The organism is Pseudomonas kitaguniensis (assembly GCF_009296165.1).
GTDB lineage: Bacteria > Pseudomonadota > Gammaproteobacteria > Pseudomonadales > Pseudomonadaceae > Aquipseudomonas > Aquipseudomonas kitaguniensis.
The window spans coordinates 15758-37085 of the sequence record NZ_VUAZ01000085.1 but is presented as its reverse complement, the minus strand read 5'-3'; the positions used below and the strand labels follow the sequence as shown (position 1 = coordinate 37085).

Here is a 21328-nt window from a genome sequence, read left to right as displayed (position 1 = left end):
TGCAACCGCAGCGGATGCCCCGCCGCTGCGGACACTTTGCCCTGGAGTGTCTGATGTCCGCTTGCCTTCCAAGTCTGGGTTACGGCCTGGGTTTACGCAGTGAGTATTACCCGCAGATCCTTGAACAATCGCCGGCCGTGGATTGGTTCGAAGTGATCTCCGAAAATTATCTGGTCCAAGGCGGCAAAGCCTTGTACTACCTGGACGCGATAGCCGAGCGTTATCCCTTGGTGATGCACGGCGTGTCCCTGTCTATCGGTGGGCCGCACGCCCTCGATACCGACTACCTTAAACACATCAAACAGCTCGCTGAACGCATTAAGCCCGCGTGGATTTCCGACCACCTGTGCTGGAGCCGTGGCAGTGCGCACCAGTTGCATGACTTGTTGCCGCTGCCTTACACCCAAGAGAGCCTCTACCACGTGGCCGCCCGCGTGCTTGAAGTACAGGACGTGTTGCAGCGCCCGTTGGTGCTCGAAAATGTCTCCAGCTATGTGCGCGCCAAGGCTGACGAGTTCACCGAGTGGGAATTCCTCAATGCGCTGGTCCACCTCACCGGGTGCCAGTTGTTGCTGGACGTTAACAACGTGTATGTCAGCGCGCGTAATCATGGCTTTGACGCCTGGACGTTCATTCGCAGCCTGCCGCGCGAAAGCATTCGCCAGCTGCATTTGGCCGGGCATATGGACTACGGCGATTACGTGGTCGACACGCATGACCACCCGGTGTGCGACCCGGTGTGGGCGCTTTATCAACAAACGCTTGAGCATGTGGGGCCGGTGTCGACGCTGCTGGAGCGTGACGACCGTTTTCCGCCGTTCGAAGAGCTGCTTGGCGAACTGGGCAAAGCCCGTGAGTTGGGTGCCACTGCGTTGGCCAGGCGTTCGTTATGCGCCTGACCGATTGGCAGTTGGCCTTTGAACAGCATGTGTTATCTGAACCCTCGGTGGTGAACAGCAGCTTTGCTGCCACTTTGCTGGGCGGCCCTACGTTGGATGTGGCCGCGGGGCTGGCGATTTATCACAACGCCTATGTATCGCGGCTGCGGGAAGTGCTGCAGCATGACTTCGGCGCCATTGTGTACTGGTTGGGCGACGATGAGTTCGCGTTACTGGCAGCAGCCTATGTGCGCCGCTACCCGTCTGCCCATTACAGCCTGCGTTGGTTCGGTGAGCAGTTCCCGGCGTTTATCGTTGAGCATTTGGTCGCAGAACAGAGCGCGCCGTTGGCCGAGTTGGCGCGGTTGGAGTGGGCGTTTACCCTGGCGTTCGATGCGCCGCAGGGGCAGCCTTTGAGTTTGGATGACATGGCGCAACTGCCGCCTGAAGACTGGCCGGGCCTGCAGGTCACGCTGGCGCCCTCGGTGCAGCAGACGCGTTGCCAGTTCAACAGCGTGGCGATCTGGCGCGCGAGCAAGGACGAGTCGGACTTCCCAAACAGCCATGCGCTGGAGCAGGCGCAAATCTGCCTGGTTTGGCGCCACCAGAACGTGTGCCACTACCGCAGCCTGGAACCGTTGGAAGCCTGCGCGCTTGCGGGAATGGTGACCACCGGCTGGACTTTTTCAGAACTGTGCGCGCAGTTGCTAGTCACTTATGGAGAGGGTGCACCGCTGCAAGCGGTTACATGGCTGAAACAGTGGGTGCAGGACGGTTTGCTCGAGCGCCGAGCCGTGTAGCGTAGCGCTATCAAAAATAGATAGCTTCCTACTTTGTCTATGGTCTACCCTCATTCCAGACGTCTGAAACAAGGGGGGATTACTCATGCTCGCGCAACTTCCACCGGCCTTACAGAATCTTCAGCTACCGCTGCGTCTGCGACTCTGGGACGGCCATGAATTCAACTTGGGCCCCGAGCCCAGTGTGACCATCGTGGTGAAGGACCCCACGGTTGTTTCCCAGCTGACCCATCCAACGCTCAACGCTTTGGGCGAAGCCTTTGTCGAGGGCAAACTGGAGCTGGAAGGCTCCATCACTGAGGTCATACGGGTGTGTGACGAGCTGAGTCATGCCCTGATTGACGATGACGACGATAATCTTCCGGTGCGCTCGATCCACGACAAAGCCACTGACGCAGCGGCCATTTCCTACCATTACGACCTGTCCAATGAGTTCTACCAGCTGTGGCTGGATCAGGACATGGCGTACTCCTGTGGGTATTTCGAAACCGGCAGCGAGTCCATCGACCAGGCTCAACAAGACAAATTTCGCCACCTGTGCCGCAAACTGCGCTTGCAGCCGGGCGAGTATCTGCTCGATGTAGGCTGTGGCTGGGGCGGGCTGGCGCGTTTTGCGGCGCGCGAGTTTGGGGTCAGGGTTTTTGGCATCACCTTGAGCAAAGAGCAACTGGCACTGGCGCGCGAACGGGTGAAAGCTGAAGGCCTGGAAGGCCAGGTGGACCTGCAATTGCTCGATTATCGCGACCTGCCGCAAGACGGCCGCTTCGACAAAGTGGTCAGCGTGGGTATGTTTGAACACGTCGGCCACGCCAACTTGGCGCAGTACTGTAAAACGCTGTTCGGTGCGGTGCGTGAAGGCGGCCTGGTGATGAACCATGGCATTACCGCCAAGCATACTGACGGTCGCCCTGTAGGCCGTGGCGCCGGGGAGTTTATCGAGCGTTATGTGTTCCCCAATGGCGAACTGCCGCACTTGGCGATGATGACCGCCGAGGTCAGTGAAGTGGGGCTTGAAGTGGTCGATGTCGAAAGCCTGCGCCTGCACTACGCACGCACCCTGGACCATTGGAGCGAGCGCCTGGAAGACAACCTGGAAGCGGCCGCGAAAATGGTGCCCGAGCAGGCGTTACGTATTTGGCGCCTGTACCTGGCGGGTTGCGCCTATGCGTTTGCACGCGGCTGGATCAACCTGCACCAGATACTCGCGGTAAAACCGCACGCCGATGGCAGCCATGAACTGCCGTGGACGCGGGAAGATATTTACCGTTGAGCCTCACAGTTTATTAGAGGATCGGTGAAATAAGCCGCGCGACGCGCATGCCCAGTTGTTGAAGGCGGCGGGTTTCGCGGCTTTCTTCTTGGCTGACTTCATGGGCCAGCGCGAAGTCGTCCAGCAGCATCCGCTCGACTTGGCCTGCAAACGCCTCATCCACCGTCAGCAACATCACTTCGAAATTCAGCCGGAATGATCGGTTGTCCATGTTCGCGCTGCCGATTGCGCTGATTTCACTGTCCACCAGCACCACTTTTTGATGCAGAAAACCCGGCGTATAGCGGAACACCCGCACGCCTGCGCGCACCGCTTCAATCGCGTACAGGCTGGAGGCGGCGTAGACGATGCGGTGGTCGGGGCGTGATGGCAGCAACAGGCGCACGTCGACGCCGCGCAACACGGCCAGGCGCAGGGCTGCGAACACGGCTTCATCGGGGACAAAATACGGGCTGGTGATCCACACGCGTTCGGTGGCTGCGTGTATCGCCTCGACAAAAAACAGCGAGCAGGTTTCGTACGGGTCGGCCGGGCCGCTGGCGAGCAATTGGCAGAGCACGCCGTGTTCGGGGTAGGCGTCGGGCAGGATCAGCGGCGGCAGTTCACGCGCGGCCCAGAACCAGTCTTCGGCAAACGATTCCTGCAGGCACGCCACCACCGGGCCGGTGACCTGCACGTGGGTGTCGCGCCACGGCGCCAATGGCGGTTTTTTGCCGAGGTACTCATCGCCGACGTTATGCCCGCCGACAAACCCGGTAATGCCGTCGACCACCACGATTTTGCGGTGGTTGCGAAAGTTGACCTGGAAACGGTTGAGCCAGCCGCTGCGGGTGGCGAATGCTTTCACTTTTACCCCGGCGTCGCGCAGCGATTGCACATAACGGTGCGGCAGCGCGTGGCTGCCGATGCGGTCGTAGAGTACGTGAATGTCGACGCCTTCAGCCGCCTTCTGCTTGAGCAAGGTGTGCAGTTGGCGGCCGAGTTCGTCGTCATGAATGATGAAAAATTGAAACAACACAGCGGTTTTGGCGCTGCGAATCGCGTCAAAGATCGCACTGAACGTGGCGTCGCCATTGATCAGCAAGCGTACCTGGTTGTTGGCCAGGCACGGCATTCGGCCCAGCTTGGGCATGGCGCGCAGCGAGGCGTAGGCGCTGGAGTTGCGCGCGGCGAGGGCTTCTTCCACCCACGGGCGCCAGTTCAGTTCGGTAATCGCTGTGTGCATTTCCTGGTTGGCCTGGCGACGCGCCTGGATATACGCGTCGAAGGTGCTGCGGCCGAAGATCAGGTAGGGAATCAGCGTGAGGTAAGGCATGAACATCAGCGACAAGGCCCAGGCAATCGAGCCTTGGGCGGTTCTGACGGTCAGCACTGCGTGGAGCGCGGCCAGCGTGCCGAGAAAGTGCAGGGTGGCGATGAAGTAGGCGAGCAGGTGCGGCCCAAAAAAATCCATGAACGACGTAACTCCAGGCAATCCATTGCCTAACAGACCATGAACGGCTGTGAATGTCGCTATTTTATTTGCCGTGCAACACTGGCACCCTTGCGGCGTCTAACGCCCACAATTACCCAGGAGTTACCCGATGAATGCTCGTCTGCTTGGTTTGGCAATGGTTGTTGGACTGTCGCTGCCCGTGGCGGCTCAGGCGCAGATGCTGGCGCCGGGTTTGTGGGAATTGACCACCAGCAACATGAAAGTCGATAACCAGGACTTGCCCGACCTGTCGCTGATTCTCGGTCAGCTCAAGCAACAGATGACGCCTGAACAGCGTGCCATGCTCGAAAAACAGGGCATCACCATGGCGGGTAAAGGCGTGCAGGTATGCCTCACCCCAGCTCAGGTCGCCTCTGACTCGATCCCGCTGACCGACCCGCAATCGGGTTGCAAGCAGCAAGTCACCGACAAGACCGGCAACCAGTGGAAATTCCGTTTCAGTTGCCCGAAAGCGCAAGGCACCGGCGTTGCGACGTTCCAGAGTCAGAAGGAATTCACCACCACCGTCATCGGCACATTCAATGCCACCGGCATTCAGCAAAAGGGCAGCCTGGACAGCCACGCCCAGTGGTTGGGCAACGATTGCGGTACGGTCAAACCCCGCGCTTAACGCAGAAAATACAACGGCAAACCCTGGCAACTCTCCACCACCTCGCCGTTGTGCCACGCCAGGTGGCCGGACACCAGCGTGGTGCTGACGCTGTGGCGAAAGCTGCGCTCGGCGAAGGGTGTCCAGCCGCAGCGCGCCAGGATCGGTTGGCTACTGACGGGTTTGCCTTCTGCTTCAGGCTTGATCAGCACCAGGTCGGCCCAATAACCTTCGCGCACATAGCCGCGATCCGGGATGGCGAACAGGTCGGCCACGCGGTGGCTGGTTTTCGCCACCAGCGTGGTCAGCGGTAAGTGCCCGTCGGCTACCAATTCCAGCAACGCCGGCAGCGCGTGTTGCACCAGTGGTAACCCGGACGGCGCCTGGTCATAGCCCAACTGTTTTTGCGCCCAGGTATGCGGCGCGTGGTCACTGCCGATCACATCCAGACGATCACTCAACAAGGCCAGGCGCAGCGCGTCGCGGTCGGCGCGGGTCTTGATCGACGGGTTGCATTTGATCTGGTTACCGAGGCGATGATAGTCGCGGTCATCGAACAGCAGGTGGTGCAGGCACACCTCGGCGGTGATGCGTTTTTCGGCCAGTGGTTTGTCTTCGAACAAGTCCAGCTCGCGGGCGCTGGTCAGGTGCAGCACGTGCAGGCGCGTGCCGTGACGCTTGGCCAGTTCCACCGCAAACGATGACGAGCGATAACACGCTTCAGCGTCGCGAATCAGCGAGTGCGCGACGGCGGGGATGTGCTCGCCGAAGCGTTCGCGCAGGCGCTGCGTGTTGGCCAGGATGCTCGGCGTGTGTTCGCAGTGAGCCAGCAGAATGGTCGGCACTTCGGCAAACAGCCGTTCCAGAATCCGTGGGTCGTCCACCAGCATATTGCCGGTGGACGCGCCCATGAACACTTTGACCCCGGCCACCTCTCGCGGGTCGAGGGCGGCGATGGTGTCGAGGTTGTCGTTGCTCACGCCAAAGTGAAAGCCGTAATTGGCCACCGAGTGCAGCGCGGCGCGGCGCTTTTTATCCGCCAGGGCTTGCAGGTTCAACGTGGCGGGTTGGGTGTTGGGCATGTCCATAAAGCTGGTGATGCCACCCGCCACCGCAGCGCGAGACTCGCTGTAGAAGCTGCCTTTGTCGGGCGCGCCGGGGTCGCGAAAGTGCACTTGGTCATCAATCATCCCCGGCAGCAACCACTGGCCTTGGGCGTCGATTTCCACCGGTTCGTTGTGGCCTTCAATGCTGCGGGCAATCTTCTCGATGCGGCCGTTGGCGACCAATACATCAGCATCGAACTCCTGGCCTTCATTGACCAGACGGGCATTGCGGATCAGCAGGCGGCTCATGGTTCAGAACTCGTTTTGCAGGGCTTTGTAGCCGCGTACCAAGTCGACGTTGGTGCGCGCCACGTCTTCGGAAAACTCTGAGGCACTGACGCTCACCGGCGGGAACTGCGAGAGGTCGGTGTTCGGCCCGATGCGCGTGGTGGAGGGCACGTAGAACGCAGCGGGCAGGTCGCGGCCGTCGACCACCGAGTTGTGGCGCACCACGCACCCATCGCCCACGGCGCAGTTGAACAACACGCTGTTGAAGCCGATGAACACGCGGTCACCAACGCTGCACGGGCCGTGGACGATGGAGCGGTGAGCGATTGAGGTGAATTCGCCGATGGTCACCGCCGCGCCGGACTTGGAGTGAATCACTACGCCGTCCTGAATATTCGAGTTGGCGCCGATGGTGATGGGGTCCATGTCACCGGTGGCGTCGACTTCGTCGGCGCGGATCACGGCGTACGGGCCGACAAACACGTTCTCGCCGATGATCACCTTGCCGCAGATGATCGCGGTCTTGTCGACGTAGGCGGATTCAGCAATCACCGGCAGGTCGCCGGAAGGGTTTTTACGGATCATGCTGCGGGTTCCTTGAGAGGCGCGGTAATGATGTAAACGTGGTCGCCGTCGATGGCGTTGTAGAAGCAAGTGGGCCGGCCGGTGTGGCAAGCCGGGCCTTGCTGGTCGACGATCAGCAGCACGGCGTCGCCGTCGCAATCCAGGCGGGCCTCGACCAACTGTTGCCAGTGGCCGGAGCTTTCGCCTTTGCGCCACAGGTGCTGGCGCGAGCGCGACCAGTAGCAGACTTGCCCGGTGGCCAGGGTTTCTTTCAGGGCCTGGCGGTTCATCCAGGCCAGCATCAACACCTCGCCGCTGCCGTGTTGCTGGGCGATGGCGGCAATCAGGCCATCGCTGTTCCACGGCAGTGCGTCGAGCACGGGTTCGAGTGGAAAGCGGCTGCCGACGGCAGCCCCTTCCAAGTCGAGCATGCTCACTGTCATGGCTTGCTCAGCGCCGCGCACAGAGTATTGAGGTTGTATTCGAACAGCCCGGTAAAGGTGCTGGCCGGGCCTTCTGCGGCGAGGGCATCGGAGTACAGCGTGCCGCCGATCTGCGCGCCGCTTTCGTCAGCGATTTGCTTGAGCAGGCGCGAGTCCTTGATGTTTTCCATGAACACCGCCTTGACCTTGTCTTTGCGGATCTGGGTGATCAGCGCAGCAACTTCGGCGGCCGAGGGCTCACGTTCCGTCGACAGGCCTTGCGGCGCCAGGAACTGGATGCCGTAGGCTTGGCCCAGGTAACCGAAGGCGTCATGCGAGGTGACGATGCGACGATTGCCCGGTGGCAGTGCGCCGAACTTGGCCTTGGCTTCGGCGAGCAGGCGGTAGATTTCTTTCAGGTACGCCTGGCTGTTGCGCAGGTAGTCAGCCTTGTTGGCCGGGTCGGCAGCCACCAGCGCCTTGGTGATGTTGTTCACATAGATTTCGGCGTTGGCCAGGTTGTGCCAGGCGTGCGGGTCGGGAATGGTTTCGCCGTCTTCTTCCATGGTGTGCGAGATCACGCCCTTGCTGGCGGTGACCACGGTGGCTTTGGTTTCGGTGCTGGTGACCAAACGGTCCAGCCACGGCTCGAAGCCGAGACCGTTCTTGATGATCAGCTTGGCCTTGAGCAGCGCCTTGGCGTCGTCCGGCGTCGGCTCATAGGTATGGGCATCGGCGTCGGGGCCGACCATGTTGCTGATCTGGATGTGATCGCCACCGATCTGGTGAGTGATGTCATCGAGAATGCTGAAGCTGGTAACCACTTGAAGTTTGTCTGCGGCCTGAGCCATCGACAGTGGCAGCAGAATGCTGAACAGCACGAGTAGAGCGCGCATCGGGAAACACCTCATTGGGATGTAAGCAAAGGCGGGCGGCGCAGCAAACCGTGCACCGGACCGAAGACCACGGACAGCAAATACCCACCACCAGCCACCAGCACGATGGCCGGGCCGCTGGGGAGCGAGTAGTAGAACGACAGCAATAAACCCAACCACACCGACAGGCATCCCAGCACCGCCGATACCGCGATCAACACCGGCAGGCGCCGGCTCCAGAAGCGTGAAGCGATGGCCGGCAGCATCATCAAACCCACTACCATCAAGGCGCCGATGGCCTGGAACCCAATCACCAGGTTCAGCACCACCAGGGTCAGGAACAACCCGTGCGCGAGCGGGCCAAGGCGGCTGACGGTTTGCAGGAACAGCGGGTCGAGGGTGTCCAGCAGCAGCGGCTTATAGATCAGCGCCATGGCGATCAGGCTGAAACTCGAGACCCAGAGCATGCCGGTGAGGGTAGTTTCGTCGACGGCCAGCGCTGAGCCGAACAGCAGGTGCAAGAGGTCCAGGCGCTTGCCGGCGATACCCAGGATCAGCACGCCGGCCGCCAGCGAGATCGGGTAGATGGCGGCGAGGCTGGCGTCTTCGCGCAGGCCGGTGCGGCGGGTGATCCATGCCGACAACCCGGCCATGCTCAGGCCGGCGCCGAGGCCGCCGATAGTCAGGGCGGGCAGGCTGAGCCCGGCGAACCAGAAACCCAGCGCGGCGCCGGGCAGAATGCCGTGGGCCACGGCATCGCCGATCAGGCTCATGCGGCGCAGGATCAAAAACACCCCCAGCGGGGCGGTGCTGCACGCGAGCACCAACCCGCCGATAAGGGCGCGGCGCATAAATACGAAGTCGAAGAAGGGCATCCACAAATGCGCGGCAAAGTGCATCAGGCCACCTGCATGTGCGGTTGCGGGCGGATCAGTTCTTTGCTGGGGCCGAATACGCAGCCGCTGCTTTTGATCAGCAGCACGTGCTGTGTGTGATGGCGTACCGACGCCAAGTCATGGCAGACGACGATGATCGTGCGGCCGTCTTCATGCCACGCGTGGATGTGTTTCCAGCACAAGGCCTGGCCTTCTTCGTCGAGCGCGGCGTGGGGTTCGTCGAGCAACAGCACCGGCGCTTCGGCCAGGCTCATGCGGGCGAGCAGGGCGCGTTGCAGTTCGCCGCCGGACAACGCCATTAACGGTCGGTGTTCCAGGCCGGTCAGACACCAGTCTTCGAGTACCGCTTGCAGGCGTTGGCTGCGCTGTTCTGCGGTGAGCTTATTGCCCCAGAAACCTGCCGCGACCAGTTCTTGCAGGCTGATCGGGAACTGGCGATCGAGGTGTTGTTGCTGCGGCAGAAACGACAGGCCGCCACGGCGTGGAACCTCCACGCTGACGGTTCCGGCCAGCGGCTTTTGCAAACCGGCGATGACTTTGAGCAGGCTGCTCTTGCCTGTGCCGTTGGCGCCGATGATACCGGTGAGGCTGCCTTTTTCCAGTTTCAAATCTACCGCCGGGGTCAGCGGTTGGCCGGGGGCACCCCAGCGCAATGCGTTACAGATGATCATGCAGGGTCTCTTGTCCAGCGGCTTTCAGCCACGGCATCGTGCGCGTGCAGGCTTTCGGCGTGGATCACTTTCAGGTGGAAGGCTTTGACGGCATCCGAGCGTTTCAAGGCGAGGTTCAGGCGGCGGGCGGCGTCTTCGCAGAACATCAGGTTCTGCCCGTTGGCCAAGGCGAAGGCTTGTTCGTCCGCACGTTTCACAGCGGTTTGCACGGCGGTGCCAAGCGCCGCTTCAACAGCGTCGATCAGGTGTGTGATCGGCAACGTGGTGAGGTTGGCGTCGAGTTGAATGGATAACTGCGCGCTGCTGCGCTGGCTATGAGGGGTTGCGACGATGCCGTTGGCGCTGCCGAGCCAGGTCAATACGTCTTCATGCTGTAACGGCGTGGTGCCGAAATCGTCGCGAAATTGCTGCTGAATCAATTGCCTGGCGAGAGCAGCGGAGCAAGGGCAGGTTGAGGAGTACGTCACGTCAATTTTTAGTTCCACGTGGAACATCTGGTTTTCCAGACGCGCTTCGATGCTCACCGGGTAGCCTTTCCAACCCGCGAGCGGGCTGACCAACGCCGGCCGTTTGATCAGCAGATCGGTGTGAACACGCAAGTAGGCGTTCTTAGATAAACCTTCATGACTCTCTAGAAAGCGCTCAAGTACATTACGCAGAAGTGCAGGTGTAAGAAGCTGCTGGTCGAGCATTTCCAGCGCCAGGTACAGGCGTGACATGTGAATGCCACGGGCGTTGCCATCGTCCAGGCTGACACCCGCATCGGCAGTCGCGGTCAGGCGTTGGCCGTCGATGAGCACCGGCAAGGTGATGCCGCACATGCCCACCCAGTCGAGCGGCAAGGCTTGGCGTGAAGCCTGCGCGGCAATATCCGGCAAAGTCAGCGCATTCATGAGCGGGTCCATCTTGGAAATAAAAAGACATGTTATATTATAACTATTGAGTCGACGATGATTTTTCTGCGCCCGTCTTTCTTCAGTCATGTCGAGCAGGGACGCTCCTTTATTCGCGGTATCTGTCATGCATAGACGTCAGCTCCTTAACCTGCTGCTGGTCAGCCCTCTGTTCACCTTGCCTTTGGGCGCTTACGCGACGCAGGTTCGCAATGCCCGCTTGTGGCGCTCCGACGACAAATTGCGGCTGGTGTTCGACCTCAGCGGCCCGGTGCAGTACAAGACTTTTTCGCTGACCTCACCGGATCGCTTGATCATCGACCTCAGCGGCGCCGGGCTCAGTGGTGACTTCTCGCAGTTGGCGTTGAAGAACAGTGGGATTACCTCGATTCGGTCGGGGCATTTCGGCAAGGCCGATACGCGCATCGTGCTGGACCTGGCCACGCCGATGCAGCTCAACAGCTTCTTGTTGCCGCCGCAGGATGGCCAGGGTCATCGCCTGGTACTCGACCTGACCGGCGCCACCCAGGCGCCGCGTCAAATCGCTGCGCAAATGGCGCCCGTGGTTGCGCCGGCGGCGGCGGTGGACAGGGCGCACCCCAAGCGCGACATCATCGTCGTGGTCGACCCCGGCCATGGCGGCAAAGACCCGGGCGCTATTGGTTCGAAGGGCCAGCGTGAGAAAGATGTGGTGTTGTCCATCGCCCAGTTGTTGGCCAAACGCTTGAAGCGCGAGAAGGGCTTTGACGTGAAACTGGTGCGCAATGACGACTTTTTTGTGCCGCTGCGCAAACGCGTAGACATCGCCCGCCAGCACAAGGCGGATATGTTTATCTCGGTGCACGCCGATGCGGCGCCACGCCTCACGGCCTCCGGGGCGTCGGTGTTTGCGCTGTCGGAAGGCGGCGCAACCTCTGCCACCGCGCGTTTTATGGCGCAGCGTGAAAACGGCGCCGACCTGCTGGGCGCCACCACTTTGCTCAATCTGAAAGACAAGGACCCGATGCTGGCCGGGGTGATTCTCGACATGTCGATGAACGCGACAATCGCCTCCAGCCTACAACTGGGCAGCTCGGTATTGGGCAGCCTGCAAAGCATCACCACGCTGCACCAGAAACGCGTGGAGCAGGCAGGTTTTGCGGTACTCAAATCACCGGACGTGCCGTCGATTCTGGTGGAGACCGGGTTTATCTCCAATACCCAGGACGCTCAGCGGCTGGTGACCGCGCGTCATCAACAAGCGGTGGCGGATGGCCTTTTCGAAGGCTTGAAAAACTACTTCCAGAAGAACCCGCCGATGAACAGCTACATGGCCTGGGTTCAGGAGCAGAAGAACGGCCAGGTCTAACAGCCGGTCACGCGGCTGCAGGTGAATTTGGCGCTGGCACCACCGGAGCTGGAAAACCGGTTAATGGTGGTCCAGCCCACCCGGCGCGTGTAGCCGACCCACGCCTCACCATCCGACGCCAACCCGGTAAAGAACGTCAGTTGCCCGTAGCGGCTGTTGGTCTGCGCCCAGTAGCGTTTGCCGAGTACCTCGAAACCGCGCAAGTACGTGGTGCTGCCGACAGTTGCCACGCTGTAGGCATTGCCCAATGGGTCGACACACGCCAGCAGGTTGGCGCTGCGCGTGCAGTTAGCCAACAGGCTTGGGGCTTGGGCGCAGGCCGGTCCTGCTACTGCCAATAGCAGCGCGCACAACAGGTATTTCATAAGGCTTCTCGGGGCCGGAAAGTCTTCCAGCATTGCGCCCTTCGTCGTGACGAGCAAGGGGGATTGGCTTATTTGTATTGTTATACTATAACATTAAAAAAACAGCCTGACCCGTGACCGCCGCCATGACCGAACAAGACCTGCTGGCCCAACCCGCCGCCGACTACATGAATGAAGCCCAGCAAGGCTTCTTCCGCAGGTTGCTGCTGGCCCAGCGCTATGCGCTGCAAGCGCGCATCGAGTCCGAATTTCTGGTGCTGCGTGAACAGGAAACCAACAGCGACCTGGCCGATGTGGGCAGCGCCGAAGAACAGCGCCAATGGCAACTGCGCTTGCTGGAGCGGGAAAAGAAGCTGTTGGACAAGATCGACGATGCGCTGGAGTTGCTGGCGCGCGGTGAGTACGGCTGGTGCCGTGAAACCGGCGAGCCGATTGGCCTGCCACGCCTGCTGCTACGGCCCACCGCGACCCTGTGTATTGAAGCCAAAGAACGTGAAGAGCTGCGCGAACGCCACCGACGGGCGATTTGACCGGCCACCCCTGATGAGGAATACCTGATGCCCAACCGTCTCCCCGTTACCGTGTTGTCCGGCTTTCTCGGCGCCGGCAAAAGCACGCTGCTCAACTACGTCCTGCGCAACCGCGAGAACCTGCGCGTGGCGGTGATCGTCAACGACATGAGCGAAATCAACATCGACGGCAGCGAAGTGCAGCGCGACGTCACGCTCAACCGCGCCGAAGAAAAACTGGTGGAGATGAGCAACGGCTGCATCTGCTGCACCTTGCGTGAAGACTTGCTGGAAGAGGTCGGAAAACTCGCCAGGGAAGGTCGGTTCGATTACCTGTTGATCGAATCCACCGGCATATCCGAACCGTTGCCAGTCGCCGAAACCTTTACCTTTCGCGATGAAAACGAGCAAAGCCTGGCGGACGTCGCGCGCCTCGACACCATGGTTACCGTGGTCGACGGCATGAATTTCTTGCTCGACTACCAGGCCGCCGAAAGCCTGGCCTCACGCGGTGAAACCCTGGGCGAAGAAGATGAGCGCTCGATCACCGACTTGCTGATCGAGCAGATCGAATTTGCCGACGTGATCCTGATCAGCAAGATCGACCTGATCAGCAGCCATGAGCGCGAAGAACTGATGGCGATCCTCAAGCGCCTTAATGCCCGTGCGCAAATCATCCCGATGGTCATGGGTGAAGTGCCGTTGAACAAGATCCTAAATACTGGCCTTTTCGACTTCGAACGCGCGGCCGAGGCGCCGGGCTGGTTGCAGGAGCTGCGTGGCGAGCATGTGCCGGAAACCGAAGAATACGGCATCGCCTCCACGGCTTACCGCGCGCGCCGCCCGTTTCATCCACAACGCTTCTACGACTTTATCGACCGCCCGTGGGTTAACGGCAAATTGCTGCGCTCCAAGGGTTTTTTCTGGCTGGCCAGCAAGCACCAGGACGCGGGCAGTTGGTCGCAGGCCGGTGGCCTGATGCGCCACGGCTTTGCCGGGCGCTGGTGGCGTTTTGTGCCAAAAAGCCAATGGCCCCAAGACGAAGAAAGCGTGGCGGCGATCATGGGCAACTGGCAACTGAGCACCGGCGATTGCCGCCAGGAACTGGTGTTTATTGGGCAAAACATCGATTTTGAGAAGATGCGGGCCGAGCTGGAAGCCTGCTTGCTTAACGATGAAGAAATGGCCTTGGGCGTCGAGGGTTGGCGCTTGCTGGCTGACCCTTTCGGCCCGTGGCATGACGAGGTGGCCGCCTGATGCTCGCACCGGTCATCCCCCTGCGCCCAGTGATACGCCAGGCCCGCGGTGAAACCCCGCTGGCGCTGTCGGGTATCCTCGAAGACGGCGTGAACCTGGCGCTGTGGCAGCGCCAATTGCCGCTGCACATCGCCGAATTCGGCGCCTTACTCATAGCGCTGAATGAGCCGGTCGCCGAATCCTTGGTGATTGAGCTGGCTAACGAGAACGCGGTGCCTGACTTGCAAGGTTTTGCAGCCAGTTGCCGCGACCTTGAAGGCTACGAAGGCTTTATCGCCGATGTGGCATGGCTGATCAGCGCGTTTGCGTGTTTACTCGGCGCACAGCGTATTGGCGTGCGTCTGCGCCTGCTGGACAAGGCCATGTGCCCGCGTTTTCACGTCGACCATGTGCCGGTGCGGCTGATCACCACCTATGCCGGTATCGGTAGCCAGTGGCTGCGCGAAGGCGTGATGGACCGCCGCCAGCTTGGCCAGCCGGACGCTGAACCCAGCGAGCGCATCGAGCAAATTCACTGCGGCGAAGTGGCCTTGCTCAAAGGCACCCAGTGGCATGGCAACGAAGGCCACGGCCTGATCCATCGCTCGCCAGCGCTTAAGGTCGACGAGCGACGGTTGATCCTGACGCTGGATTGGCTCGCATAACCTTGTAGGATCAAGCCATCTACACGGTCTGAATGATGCCCCTCATGCTGCAGAATATTCCCACTCATGTGATTGCCGGGCCTTTGGGTGCCGGCAAGACCAGCCTGATCAAACACCTGCTCGCACAACGCCCGGCCAACGAGCGCTGGGCGGTACTGATCAATGAGTTCGGGCAGATCGGCCTGGACGCGGCCTTGCTCACCCAGGACGACGACGGTATTGCCTTGGGCGAAGTGGCCGGTGGCTGCTTGTGCTGTGTGAATGGTGCACCGTTCCAGGTCGGTTTGGGCCGCCTGCTGCGTAAGGCCAAGCCAGACAGGCTGTTTATCGAGCCCTCGGGCCTGGGCCACCCGGCGCAGTTGCTCAAGCAATTGCGCGAGGCGCCGTGGCAAAACGTGCTGGCGGTGCAACCGTGCGTGCTGGTGTTGGATGCGCAGGCGCTGGCGGCGGGCAAACCGCTGCCGGAGGCACAACGCGAGACGCTGGCCAGCGCCGGGTTGCTGGTTTTGAACAAGGATGAAGCGCTGGATACCGCGCAGCGCCACGCGGTCGAACGGCAATTACCCAATTGCCCGCGTTACTGGACCCGCCAGGCGCATTTACCATTGGCGCGGTTACCGGGTTTGAATGCCAAAGCTGGCGCGGCTGTGGATAACTTCACACTACCCGACTCGATAGCCCAAATGCCCGCCCTTTGGCGTGATCCCACACTGCCCATCTGCCTCAGCCAGGCTCAAGAGGGCGGTTGGAGCGTGGGTTGGCGCTGGCACCCGAGCCAGCAATTCGACACTCAACGCTTGCATGATTGGCTGACAAGCCTTGCGTGGCGCCGCGCCAAACTGGTTATCCACAGCCGCGACGGCTGGGTTTCTGCCAACGCTGTGGATAACAGTTCACTCGTCTGGCAACCCAGCGAGTGGCGCCGCGACTCACGCATCGAACTGATTTTCAGCCAGCCGCACGACGCAGGTGCACTGCAGAGCGCGCTCGCAGCGTGCCGTCAGTGACGCGTTTTGCTGGCGTGGTCCTGGCGCCACTGGCTTAGCTCGATCACTTCGGCACTGGGCAGCGGCGTTTTGATTTCGAACGGGTAGGGCGCCAGTTCGATCTGCGCGCTGTGGGCGCCAAATTGGGTGATGGTGCCCGGGTGCCGGGTTTCCCCGGTCACGGTGAACTCAAAGTTATAGATGCGCGCCAGGCGCCGCCGACCATTGGCATCCTTCACCACGCCGATACGCTTCAACGCCACCGCGCCGTCGAGCAATTCGATGTCGAGCTTGGCGCAATGCTGCTTGACCCGCTCCAGCGCCCGTTCGCGCAGGCCGTGGTTGTGCCACACCCAGGCGGCGGCGGTCGCCAGCAGCATCAACACAAAGATGTTTCCCAGGGTCAGCATGCGATGAACTCCAACAAAGTGAGAGCAGCTTAACTGTGTCGCCGGTCTGTCGTACAGGCTGCGTTTAGTCGCATACTGCGCGGCCAGAATTTCAACGGCTTTACGGAAATATCCAGCATGAAACGCACACCTCACCTGCTTGCGATCCAGTCTCATGTGGTTTTTGGCCACGCCGGAAACAGTGCCGCCGTGTTCCCCATGCAACGGGTTGGGGTGAACGTCTGGCCACTGAACACGGTGCAGTTCTCCAATCACACACAGTATGGTCAGTGGGCGGGAGAAGTGTTGGCGCCGCAGCAAATTCCGGCGTTGGTAGAAGGGATTGCCGCGATTGGCGAGCTGGGCAACTGCGATGCGGTGCTGTCCGGTTACCTCGGCAGTGCGGCCCAAGGCCGTGCGATCCTCAGCGGCGTGGCGCGAATCAAAGCGATCAACCCCAAAGCCCTGTACCTGTGCGACCCAGTGATGGGCCATGCGGAAAAAGGCTGCAGCGTGCCGCAGGAAGTCAGCGACTTTCTGCTGGACGAAGCGGCGGCGATGGCGGATTTTCTTTGCCCCAACCAGCTGGAGCTGGACAGCTTTGCCGGGCGCAAGCCGCAATCGCTGTTCGATTGCCTGGCCATGGCCAAAGCCTTGCTGGCGCGCGGGCCGAAAGCCGTGCTGGTCAAGCACCTGGATTATCCGGGCAAGTTGCCGGACGGTTTCGAGATGCTGCTGGTGACGGCCGATGGCAGTTGGCACTTGCGTCGGCCGCTGCTGGCGTTTCCGCGTCAGCCGGTGGGCGTGGGCGACCTTACGTCGGGTTTGTTCCTGGCGCGGGTGTTGCTGGGCGATAGCCTGTTGGCGGCGTTCGAGTTCGCGGCCGCCGCGGTGCATGAAGTGCTGCTGGAAACCCAAGCCTGCGCCAGTTACGAACTGGAACTGGTGCGCGCGCAGGATCGTATCGCCCATCCGCGCGTAAGGTTCGAAGCCACGCCGATCGATTTGTAGCTACGCAGATCTTGTGGGAGCGGGCTTGCTCGCGATGCAGGCACCTCGGTCCATCAGGCTGACCGAGTTGATGCTATCGCGAGCAAGCCCGATCCCACACGCCTTTTCAGCCTGGACTTTACGGCGCCTCGTCTTTGATTTCCTGGTAGCGCTTCTCCAACTCTTGGCGAATCTGCCGACGCTGCTGGGCTTGCACGAACCGGCGCTTGTCTTCGCTGTTCTGTGGCTGCAGCGGCGGTACGGCGGCGGGTTTGCGCTGATCGTCTACGGCCACCATGGTGAAAAAGCAGCTGTTGGTGTGGCGAACCGAGCGCTCGCGGATGTTTTCGGTCACCACCTTGATGCCCACTTCCATCGAGGTGTTGCCGGTGTAGTTGACCGAGGCGAGGAAGGTCACCAACTCACCGACATGGATCGGCTCGCGAAAAATCACTTGGTCTACCGACAATGTGACTACATAACGACCGGCATAACGGCTTGCGCAGGCGTAGGCGACTTCGTCGAGGTATTTGAGCAGCGTGCCGCCGTGAACATTGCCTGAGAAGTTGGCCATGTCAGGGGTCATCAATACCGTCATCGACAGCTGGGCGTTTCCGGGTTCCATAGCACACTCACGGGTTGTAGGCATCGTTTGGGGAGGGCACCTCTGCGGGTGCTGGAATCTTTACAGCGCTATCCCTAACGGGACGCCGGTGGGCGGCTTGCCGTCACGCGTGCACCGATCTGTTTCCATATATTGCACCGGCTTTCTGCCGGAAGTCGCGGTGTTAACCTTCAAAAGCCCAACTCAGGGCGTTTCTTACGATCAAGGCAGACTTTTCCTTCCGCTTCTTGCGCCCTTTCGGCACTGCGGCGGAAGTGGGAAAAGCGCCGGTACCCTCAAGGAGTCTGTCGCCATGCACGCCATCAGCTTTATCCAGGACTTGGCCGTGATCATGCTGGTGGCAGGGGTTGTCACCATCCTGTTTCACCGCCTCAAACAGCCGGTGGTGCTGGGGTATATCGTCGCCGGGTTCATCATCGGCCCTCACACGCCGCCGTTTGGCCTGATTCACGACGAAGACACGATCAAGACCCTCGCCGAGCTGGGGGTGATCTTCCTGATGTTCTGCCTCGGCCTGGAGTTCAGCCTGCGCAAGCTGTTCAAGGTCGGCGCCACCGCGTTCATCGCGGCGTTCCTGGAAATTATCCTGATGATCTGGATCGGCTACGAAATCGGCCGCTGGTTCGACTGGAACACCATGGACTCGCTGTTCCTCGGCGCGATTTTGGCGATCTCCTCGACCACCATCATCGTAAAAGCGCTGAATGACCTGAAGATGAAAAACCAGCGTTTCGCCCAGTTGATTTTCGGCGTGCTGATTGTTGAAGACATCCTCGGTATCGGCATCATCGCCTTGTTGTCGAGCATTGCGGTCAGCGGTACGGTCAGCTCTGGCGAGGTGTTCTCCACCGTCGGCAAACTTTCACTGTTCATGATCGTCGCGCTGGTCATCGGTATTTTGCTGGTGCCGCGCCTGCTGGCGTACGTGGCCAAGTTCGAAAGCAACGAGATGCTGCTGATCACCGTATTGGGCCTGTGTTTCGGCTTTTGCCTGTTGGTGGTGAAGCTGGAATACAGCATGGTGCTGGGGGCGTTCCTGATCGGCGCGATCATGGCCGAATCTCGCCAGTTGGTGAAGATCGAGCGCCTGATCGAGCCCGTTCGCGACATGTTCAGTGCGATATTTTTTGTCGCCATCGGCCTGATGATCGATCCGCAAATCCTGCTGCAATACGCTTGGCCGATCGCGGTGATCACCGTCGCCGTGGTGCTGGGCAAGATGCTGTCCTGCGGCCTTGGCGCGTTTATCGCCGGCAATGATGGCCGTACCTCGCTGCGCGTGGGCATGGGGCTGTCACAGATTGGCGAGTTTTCCTTCATCATCGCCGCGCTGGGCGTGACCCTGCAGGTGACCAGCGACTTCCTGTACCCGGTGGCAGTGGCGGTCTCGGTGATCACCACATTGCTGACGCCCTACCTGATCCGCGCGGCTGACCCGTTGTCGTTAAAGATTGCGGCAGTGATGCCCAAGCGCATGAGTCGCGTGTTTGGCATGTACGGCGAATGGCTACGCAACATTCAGCCGCAAGGCGAGGGCGTGATGCTGGCGTCGCTGATTCGCAAGATCATCCTGCAAGTCGGGGTAAACCTGGCGTTAGTGGTGGCGATTTTCTTCACCGGCAGCTTTTTCGCGGCGCGCATCGGCGGGTATTTGCAGGGTTGGATCAGTGATCCAAGCTGGCAAAAAGCGTTGATCTGGGGCGCTGCGTTGCTGTTGTCGTTGCCGTTTCTGATTGCGGCGTACCGCAAGCTCAAGGCGCTGTCGATGTTGCTGGCGGAGATGAGCGTGAAGCCGGAGATGGCCGGGCGGCATACCCAGCGGGTGCGACGGGTCATCGCGGACTGATCCCCATCCTTTCGCTGTTGGTGATTTTCCTGCTATTGGCAGCCTTGTCGGCGAGTATTTTGCCGACCAACAAGTTGCTGGTGCTGATCGCGGTGGTCACGGCGGCGGTGGCGGCCGTGCTCTGGCGGTGGTTCATCCGCGTCCACACGCGGATGCAGGTCGCCTTGCTGGAGACGCTCGATAACCACAAAGACACGCCGGAGCATTAAGGCCGCTGGGCTTGTTGTCAGCACAAGCCCAGTCACCCAAACAGATGGGCCTGGGCTATCAGCTTTCCAGCCAGACGTCCCGCGCCCAGTGCCATACCGACTCCCAGGTTTCTTCGGTGACGAGTTCTTCTTCGCCGGACCACAACACCACAGTGCCGTCCTCCTCGACGCAGTAGTAGTCATCGCCGTCCTGGCAGATCGGGATCATGCTGCGGTCAACACCGGCATCCCAGGCGTTGGCGGCAACGTCCGGCAGGTAGGTGTGGGACTGCGGGTCGGTGACGGTCACCGGCTCCAGGCTGCCGTACACCACGTCGCTGACGGTGAGCAGGAATTCGCGGAAGACAAAGGGGATGTCGATGAACAGTTGTTCTTCGATTTCCACCAGTTGGTCTTCGTCAGGCAGTTCCAGAGGAACCGGGACCGGTTCGTTGGCTTCACGCAATTGTTCGATAATTTCTTCCACGGCCGGGATCCTCTTGCTAAATGGCGCGGTGATAGGGGCGCTTTATACAGTAGCTTGCTATAAGTGCAACCGTGAAATAGAAAACCCCGGGCTATGCCCAGGGTTTTATTAGCAGGTGCTCAAACGCGCAGCTATCAGCCGTTTTGGCGGATACCGGCAACCAGCCACGGCTGGTTGTCGCCTTGGGCGCGTTCCATGTTCCAGCTTTCGCTGAACACTTCGCCCTGGTCGAAGCGCGAAGTCTTCGACACACCGCTGAACGTCAGGGTGGCGATGGTCTTGTCGGCGCGATCGTCCACACCTTCCAACTGCACGCGCAGGTCGTCGATGTAGGTCGACTGGAAACCGTCGCCCAGGTCGGCACGTTCGCGTTTGAGGAACTCCAGCAGTTGTGGGGTCACGAACTCGGAGATCTTATCCATCTCGTTGGCGTCCCAGTGTTGCTGCAGGGCCTGGAAGTGGCTGCGGGCCGCTTCGATGAAACGCTCTTCGTTGAACCAGGCCGGTGCGTTGATGACCGGGCGCGCCGCAGGTGCTGCCGAACCACCGAAGATCGAACCTGTGGCTGGCTTTTGCTCGAACACTTCACGCTGCATCGGCGCGCCGGCTGGAGCCATGTGCTCCTGCTGCTTGCGTCGACGGGCGGCGATAAAGCGGAAGATCACAAAGCCGATGACGGCCAGAATCAGGATGTCGAAGATCTGCATGCCCTGGAAGCCGCCGCCCATAAACATGGAAGCGAGCAGGCCACCGGCGGCGATACCGGCCAACGGGCCTAACCAGCGCGAAGCACCGCCAGCCTTGGCAGCGGCGCCAGCAGCACCGGCTGCGCCTGCAGTCGCCGCTGCACCGCCCGCGCCACCGGCGGATGGCGCCATTTGGCTGGTCTGATGGGTCGGTGCCGAGCCCATGCTTTTACCGCCGCCGAAGCGTTTGGCGTTGGCGTCGATGCTCATCGTCAGGCCGATGCACAACGCCATGGCGATGCTAAGAAAACGTTTCATAAA

The 21328-nt window shown here is 60.7% G+C and carries 23 protein-coding genes and 1 pseudogene; 11 read left to right on the top strand and 13 right to left on the bottom strand.

From position 1 onward, the window contains the following. Positions 1 to 53: 53 nt before the first annotated feature. The 3 genes from bufB (at position 54) to cfaB (ending at position 2948) form a co-directional block, all read left to right on the top strand. The gene (gene bufB, locus F0169_RS15345; RefSeq protein ID WP_058415792.1) at positions 54 to 899 is read left to right on the top strand and encodes an MNIO family bufferin maturase; all 846 of its coding nucleotides are present in this window, start codon (positions 54 to 56) and stop codon (positions 897 to 899) included. Beyond that, positions 890 to 1678 carry an HvfC/BufC N-terminal domain-containing protein gene (locus F0169_RS15340; protein WP_152746982.1) on the top strand — a complete coding sequence of 263 codons (789 nt, stop codon included), beginning with the start codon at positions 890 to 892 and terminating at the stop codon, positions 1676 to 1678. Before bufB ends, F0169_RS15340 begins: the two co-directional genes overlap by 10 nt. An 85-nt stretch (positions 1679 to 1763) precedes the next feature. After that, positions 1764 to 2948: a C17 cyclopropane fatty acid synthase CfaB gene (gene cfaB / locus F0169_RS15335; protein WP_058415790.1), complete on the top strand. Its 1185-nt coding sequence runs from the start codon at positions 1764 to 1766 to the stop codon at positions 2946 to 2948. A gap of 13 nt (positions 2949 to 2961) precedes the next feature. Here cfaB and cls read toward each other — a convergent pair whose 3' ends face one another. After that, complete coding sequence (gene cls / locus F0169_RS15330; RefSeq protein ID WP_058415789.1) at positions 2962 to 4401, bottom strand: cardiolipin synthase; 1440 nt, start codon at positions 4399 to 4401, stop codon at positions 2962 to 2964. Between the two features lie 130 nt (positions 4402 to 4531). Here cls and F0169_RS15325 point away from each other — a divergent pair, with 130 nt between their 5' ends. Continuing rightward, positions 4532 to 5053 carry a DUF3617 domain-containing protein gene (locus F0169_RS15325; protein WP_152746981.1) on the top strand — a complete coding sequence of 174 codons (522 nt, stop codon included), beginning with the start codon at positions 4532 to 4534 and terminating at the stop codon, positions 5051 to 5053. Here F0169_RS15325 and F0169_RS15320 read toward each other — a convergent pair. From F0169_RS15320 to folE2, 7 genes are read right to left on the bottom strand one after another with little or no spacing between them, the layout of a single operon-like run. After that, positions 5050 to 6387 (bottom strand): dihydroorotase, encoded by a 1338-nt coding sequence (locus tag F0169_RS15320; RefSeq protein ID WP_152746980.1) that lies wholly within the window; start codon positions 6385 to 6387, stop codon positions 5050 to 5052. The two genes, F0169_RS15325 and F0169_RS15320, sit on opposite strands and share 4 nt — an antisense overlap. Before the next feature lie 3 nt (positions 6388 to 6390). Next, positions 6391 to 6951 carry a gamma carbonic anhydrase family protein gene (locus tag F0169_RS15315; protein ID WP_058415786.1) on the bottom strand — a complete coding sequence of 187 codons (561 nt, stop codon included), beginning with the start codon at positions 6949 to 6951 and terminating at the stop codon, positions 6391 to 6393. After that, a complete protein-coding gene (gene hisI, locus F0169_RS15310; protein ID WP_099236609.1) occupies positions 6948 to 7373 on the bottom strand; it encodes a phosphoribosyl-AMP cyclohydrolase in 426 nt (141 codons plus the stop codon). The genes F0169_RS15315 and hisI overlap by 4 nt, the downstream gene beginning before the upstream one ends. Then, positions 7370 to 8248, bottom strand: coding sequence for a metal ABC transporter substrate-binding protein (locus F0169_RS15305; protein ID WP_058415784.1), 879 nt, complete (start codon positions 8246 to 8248; stop codon positions 7370 to 7372). Before F0169_RS15305 ends, hisI begins: the two co-directional genes overlap by 4 nt. 11 nt (positions 8249 to 8259) lie before the next feature. Then, positions 8260 to 9126 (bottom strand): metal ABC transporter permease, encoded by an 867-nt coding sequence (locus F0169_RS15300; RefSeq protein ID WP_122249660.1) that lies wholly within the window; start codon positions 9124 to 9126, stop codon positions 8260 to 8262. Further along, positions 9126 to 9794: a metal ABC transporter ATP-binding protein gene (locus F0169_RS15295; protein WP_058415782.1), complete on the bottom strand. Its 669-nt coding sequence runs from the start codon at positions 9792 to 9794 to the stop codon at positions 9126 to 9128. The genes F0169_RS15300 and F0169_RS15295 overlap by 1 nt, the downstream gene beginning before the upstream one ends. Then, entirely contained in the window at positions 9791 to 10687 is an 897-nt protein-coding gene (gene folE2, locus F0169_RS15290; protein WP_152746979.1) for a GTP cyclohydrolase FolE2, read from the bottom strand. Before folE2 ends, F0169_RS15295 begins: the two co-directional genes overlap by 4 nt. 127 nt (positions 10688 to 10814) lie before the next feature. Between folE2 and F0169_RS15285 the strand changes: the two genes are divergently transcribed. After that, the gene (locus tag F0169_RS15285) at positions 10815 to 12035 is read left to right on the top strand and encodes an N-acetylmuramoyl-L-alanine amidase (protein ID WP_058415780.1); all 1221 of its coding nucleotides are present in this window, start codon (positions 10815 to 10817) and stop codon (positions 12033 to 12035) included. Here the strand turns inward: F0169_RS15285 and F0169_RS15280 are convergent. Continuing rightward, entirely contained in the window at positions 12032 to 12400 is a 369-nt protein-coding gene (locus F0169_RS15280; RefSeq protein ID WP_099236613.1) for a glutamine synthetase, read from the bottom strand. The genes F0169_RS15285 and F0169_RS15280 overlap by 4 nt on opposite strands. 125 nt (positions 12401 to 12525) lie before the next feature. Between F0169_RS15280 and dksA the strand changes: the two genes are divergently transcribed. Genes dksA through F0169_RS15260 form a run of 4 tightly spaced genes read left to right on the top strand, consistent with a single transcriptional unit; the run spans position 12526 to position 15817 of the window. Further along, entirely contained in the window at positions 12526 to 12930 is a 405-nt protein-coding gene (dksA, locus tag F0169_RS15275) for an RNA polymerase-binding protein DksA (protein ID WP_152746978.1), read from the top strand. Positions 12931 to 12957: 27 nt separating this feature from the next. After that, entirely contained in the window at positions 12958 to 14166 is a 1209-nt protein-coding gene (gene zigA / locus F0169_RS15270) for a zinc metallochaperone GTPase ZigA (RefSeq protein WP_152746977.1), read from the top strand. Next, positions 14166 to 14810: a DUF1826 domain-containing protein gene (locus F0169_RS15265; RefSeq protein ID WP_152746976.1), complete on the top strand. Its 645-nt coding sequence runs from the start codon at positions 14166 to 14168 to the stop codon at positions 14808 to 14810. Before zigA ends, F0169_RS15265 begins: the two co-directional genes overlap by 1 nt. Before the next feature lie 44 nt (positions 14811 to 14854). After that, a complete protein-coding gene (locus F0169_RS15260; RefSeq protein ID WP_152746975.1) occupies positions 14855 to 15817 on the top strand; it encodes a CobW family GTP-binding protein in 963 nt (320 codons plus the stop codon). Here the strand turns inward: F0169_RS15260 and F0169_RS15255 are convergent. Beyond that, positions 15811 to 16206, bottom strand: coding sequence for a DUF3301 domain-containing protein (locus tag F0169_RS15255; protein ID WP_058415774.1), 396 nt, complete (start codon positions 16204 to 16206; stop codon positions 15811 to 15813). The genes F0169_RS15260 and F0169_RS15255 overlap by 7 nt on opposite strands. A gap of 117 nt (positions 16207 to 16323) precedes the next feature. Here F0169_RS15255 and pdxY point away from each other — a divergent pair, with 117 nt between their 5' ends. Beyond that, on the top strand, positions 16324 to 17196 hold the full coding sequence (gene pdxY, locus F0169_RS15250) for a pyridoxal kinase PdxY (RefSeq protein ID WP_152746974.1): 873 nt from the start codon (positions 16324 to 16326) through the stop codon (positions 17194 to 17196). Between the two features lie 118 nt (positions 17197 to 17314). Here the strand turns inward: pdxY and F0169_RS15245 are convergent, their stop codons facing one another. Continuing rightward, entirely contained in the window at positions 17315 to 17800 is a 486-nt protein-coding gene (locus F0169_RS15245) for an acyl-CoA thioesterase (RefSeq protein ID WP_043048172.1), read from the bottom strand. Between the two features lie 292 nt (positions 17801 to 18092). Between F0169_RS15245 and F0169_RS15240 the strand changes: the two are divergent. Next, positions 18093 to 19855, top strand: a pseudogene (locus tag F0169_RS15240) (cation:proton antiporter). Between the two features lie 58 nt (positions 19856 to 19913). Here the strand turns inward: F0169_RS15240 and F0169_RS15235 are convergent. After that, on the bottom strand, positions 19914 to 20321 hold the full coding sequence (locus tag F0169_RS15235; protein WP_017739032.1) for an SMI1/KNR4 family protein: 408 nt from the start codon (positions 20319 to 20321) through the stop codon (positions 19914 to 19916). Positions 20322 to 20455: 134 nt separating this feature from the next. Continuing rightward, positions 20456 to 21325, bottom strand: coding sequence for a Tim44 domain-containing protein (locus tag F0169_RS15230; RefSeq protein WP_058415771.1), 870 nt, complete (start codon positions 21323 to 21325; stop codon positions 20456 to 20458). Positions 21326 to 21328 lie beyond the last annotated feature (3 nt).

Coding starts and splice junctions, on each gene's coding strand:
- bufB (WP_058415792.1), top strand. CDS start 54: ATGTCCGCTTGCCTTCCAAGTCTGGGTTACGGCCTGGGTTTACGCAGT.
- F0169_RS15340 (WP_152746982.1), top strand. CDS start 890: ATGCGCCTGACCGATTGGCAGTTGGCCTTTGAACAGCATGTGTTATCT.
- cfaB (WP_058415790.1), top strand. CDS start 1,764: ATGCTCGCGCAACTTCCACCGGCCTTACAGAATCTTCAGCTACCGCTG.
- cls (WP_058415789.1), bottom strand. CDS start 4,401: ATGGATTTTTTTGGGCCGCACCTGCTCGCCTACTTCATCGCCACCCTG.
- F0169_RS15325 (WP_152746981.1), top strand. CDS start 4,532: ATGAATGCTCGTCTGCTTGGTTTGGCAATGGTTGTTGGACTGTCGCTG.
- F0169_RS15320 (WP_152746980.1), bottom strand. CDS start 6,387: ATGAGCCGCCTGCTGATCCGCAATGCCCGTCTGGTCAATGAAGGCCAG.
- F0169_RS15315 (WP_058415786.1), bottom strand. CDS start 6,951: ATGATCCGTAAAAACCCTTCCGGCGACCTGCCGGTGATTGCTGAATCC.
- hisI (WP_099236609.1), bottom strand. CDS start 7,373: ATGACAGTGAGCATGCTCGACTTGGAAGGGGCTGCCGTCGGCAGCCGC.
- F0169_RS15305 (WP_058415784.1), bottom strand. CDS start 8,248: ATGCGCGCTCTACTCGTGCTGTTCAGCATTCTGCTGCCACTGTCGATG.
- F0169_RS15300 (WP_122249660.1), bottom strand. CDS start 9,126: ATGCACTTTGCCGCGCATTTGTGGATGCCCTTCTTCGACTTCGTATTT.
- F0169_RS15295 (WP_058415782.1), bottom strand. CDS start 9,794: ATGATCATCTGTAACGCATTGCGCTGGGGTGCCCCCGGCCAACCGCTG.
- folE2 (WP_152746979.1), bottom strand. CDS start 10,687: ATGAATGCGCTGACTTTGCCGGATATTGCCGCGCAGGCTTCACGCCAA.
- F0169_RS15285 (WP_058415780.1), top strand. CDS start 10,815: ATGCATAGACGTCAGCTCCTTAACCTGCTGCTGGTCAGCCCTCTGTTC.
- F0169_RS15280 (WP_099236613.1), bottom strand. CDS start 12,400: ATGAAATACCTGTTGTGCGCGCTGCTATTGGCAGTAGCAGGACCGGCC.
- dksA (WP_152746978.1), top strand. CDS start 12,526: ATGACCGAACAAGACCTGCTGGCCCAACCCGCCGCCGACTACATGAAT.
- zigA (WP_152746977.1), top strand. CDS start 12,958: ATGCCCAACCGTCTCCCCGTTACCGTGTTGTCCGGCTTTCTCGGCGCC.
- F0169_RS15265 (WP_152746976.1), top strand. CDS start 14,166: ATGCTCGCACCGGTCATCCCCCTGCGCCCAGTGATACGCCAGGCCCGC.
- F0169_RS15260 (WP_152746975.1), top strand. CDS start 14,855: ATGCTGCAGAATATTCCCACTCATGTGATTGCCGGGCCTTTGGGTGCC.
- F0169_RS15255 (WP_058415774.1), bottom strand. CDS start 16,206: ATGCTGACCCTGGGAAACATCTTTGTGTTGATGCTGCTGGCGACCGCC.
- pdxY (WP_152746974.1), top strand. CDS start 16,324: ATGAAACGCACACCTCACCTGCTTGCGATCCAGTCTCATGTGGTTTTT.
- F0169_RS15245 (WP_043048172.1), bottom strand. CDS start 17,800: ATGGAACCCGGAAACGCCCAGCTGTCGATGACGGTATTGATGACCCCT.
- F0169_RS15230 (WP_058415771.1), bottom strand. CDS start 21,325: ATGAAACGTTTTCTTAGCATCGCCATGGCGTTGTGCATCGGCCTGACG.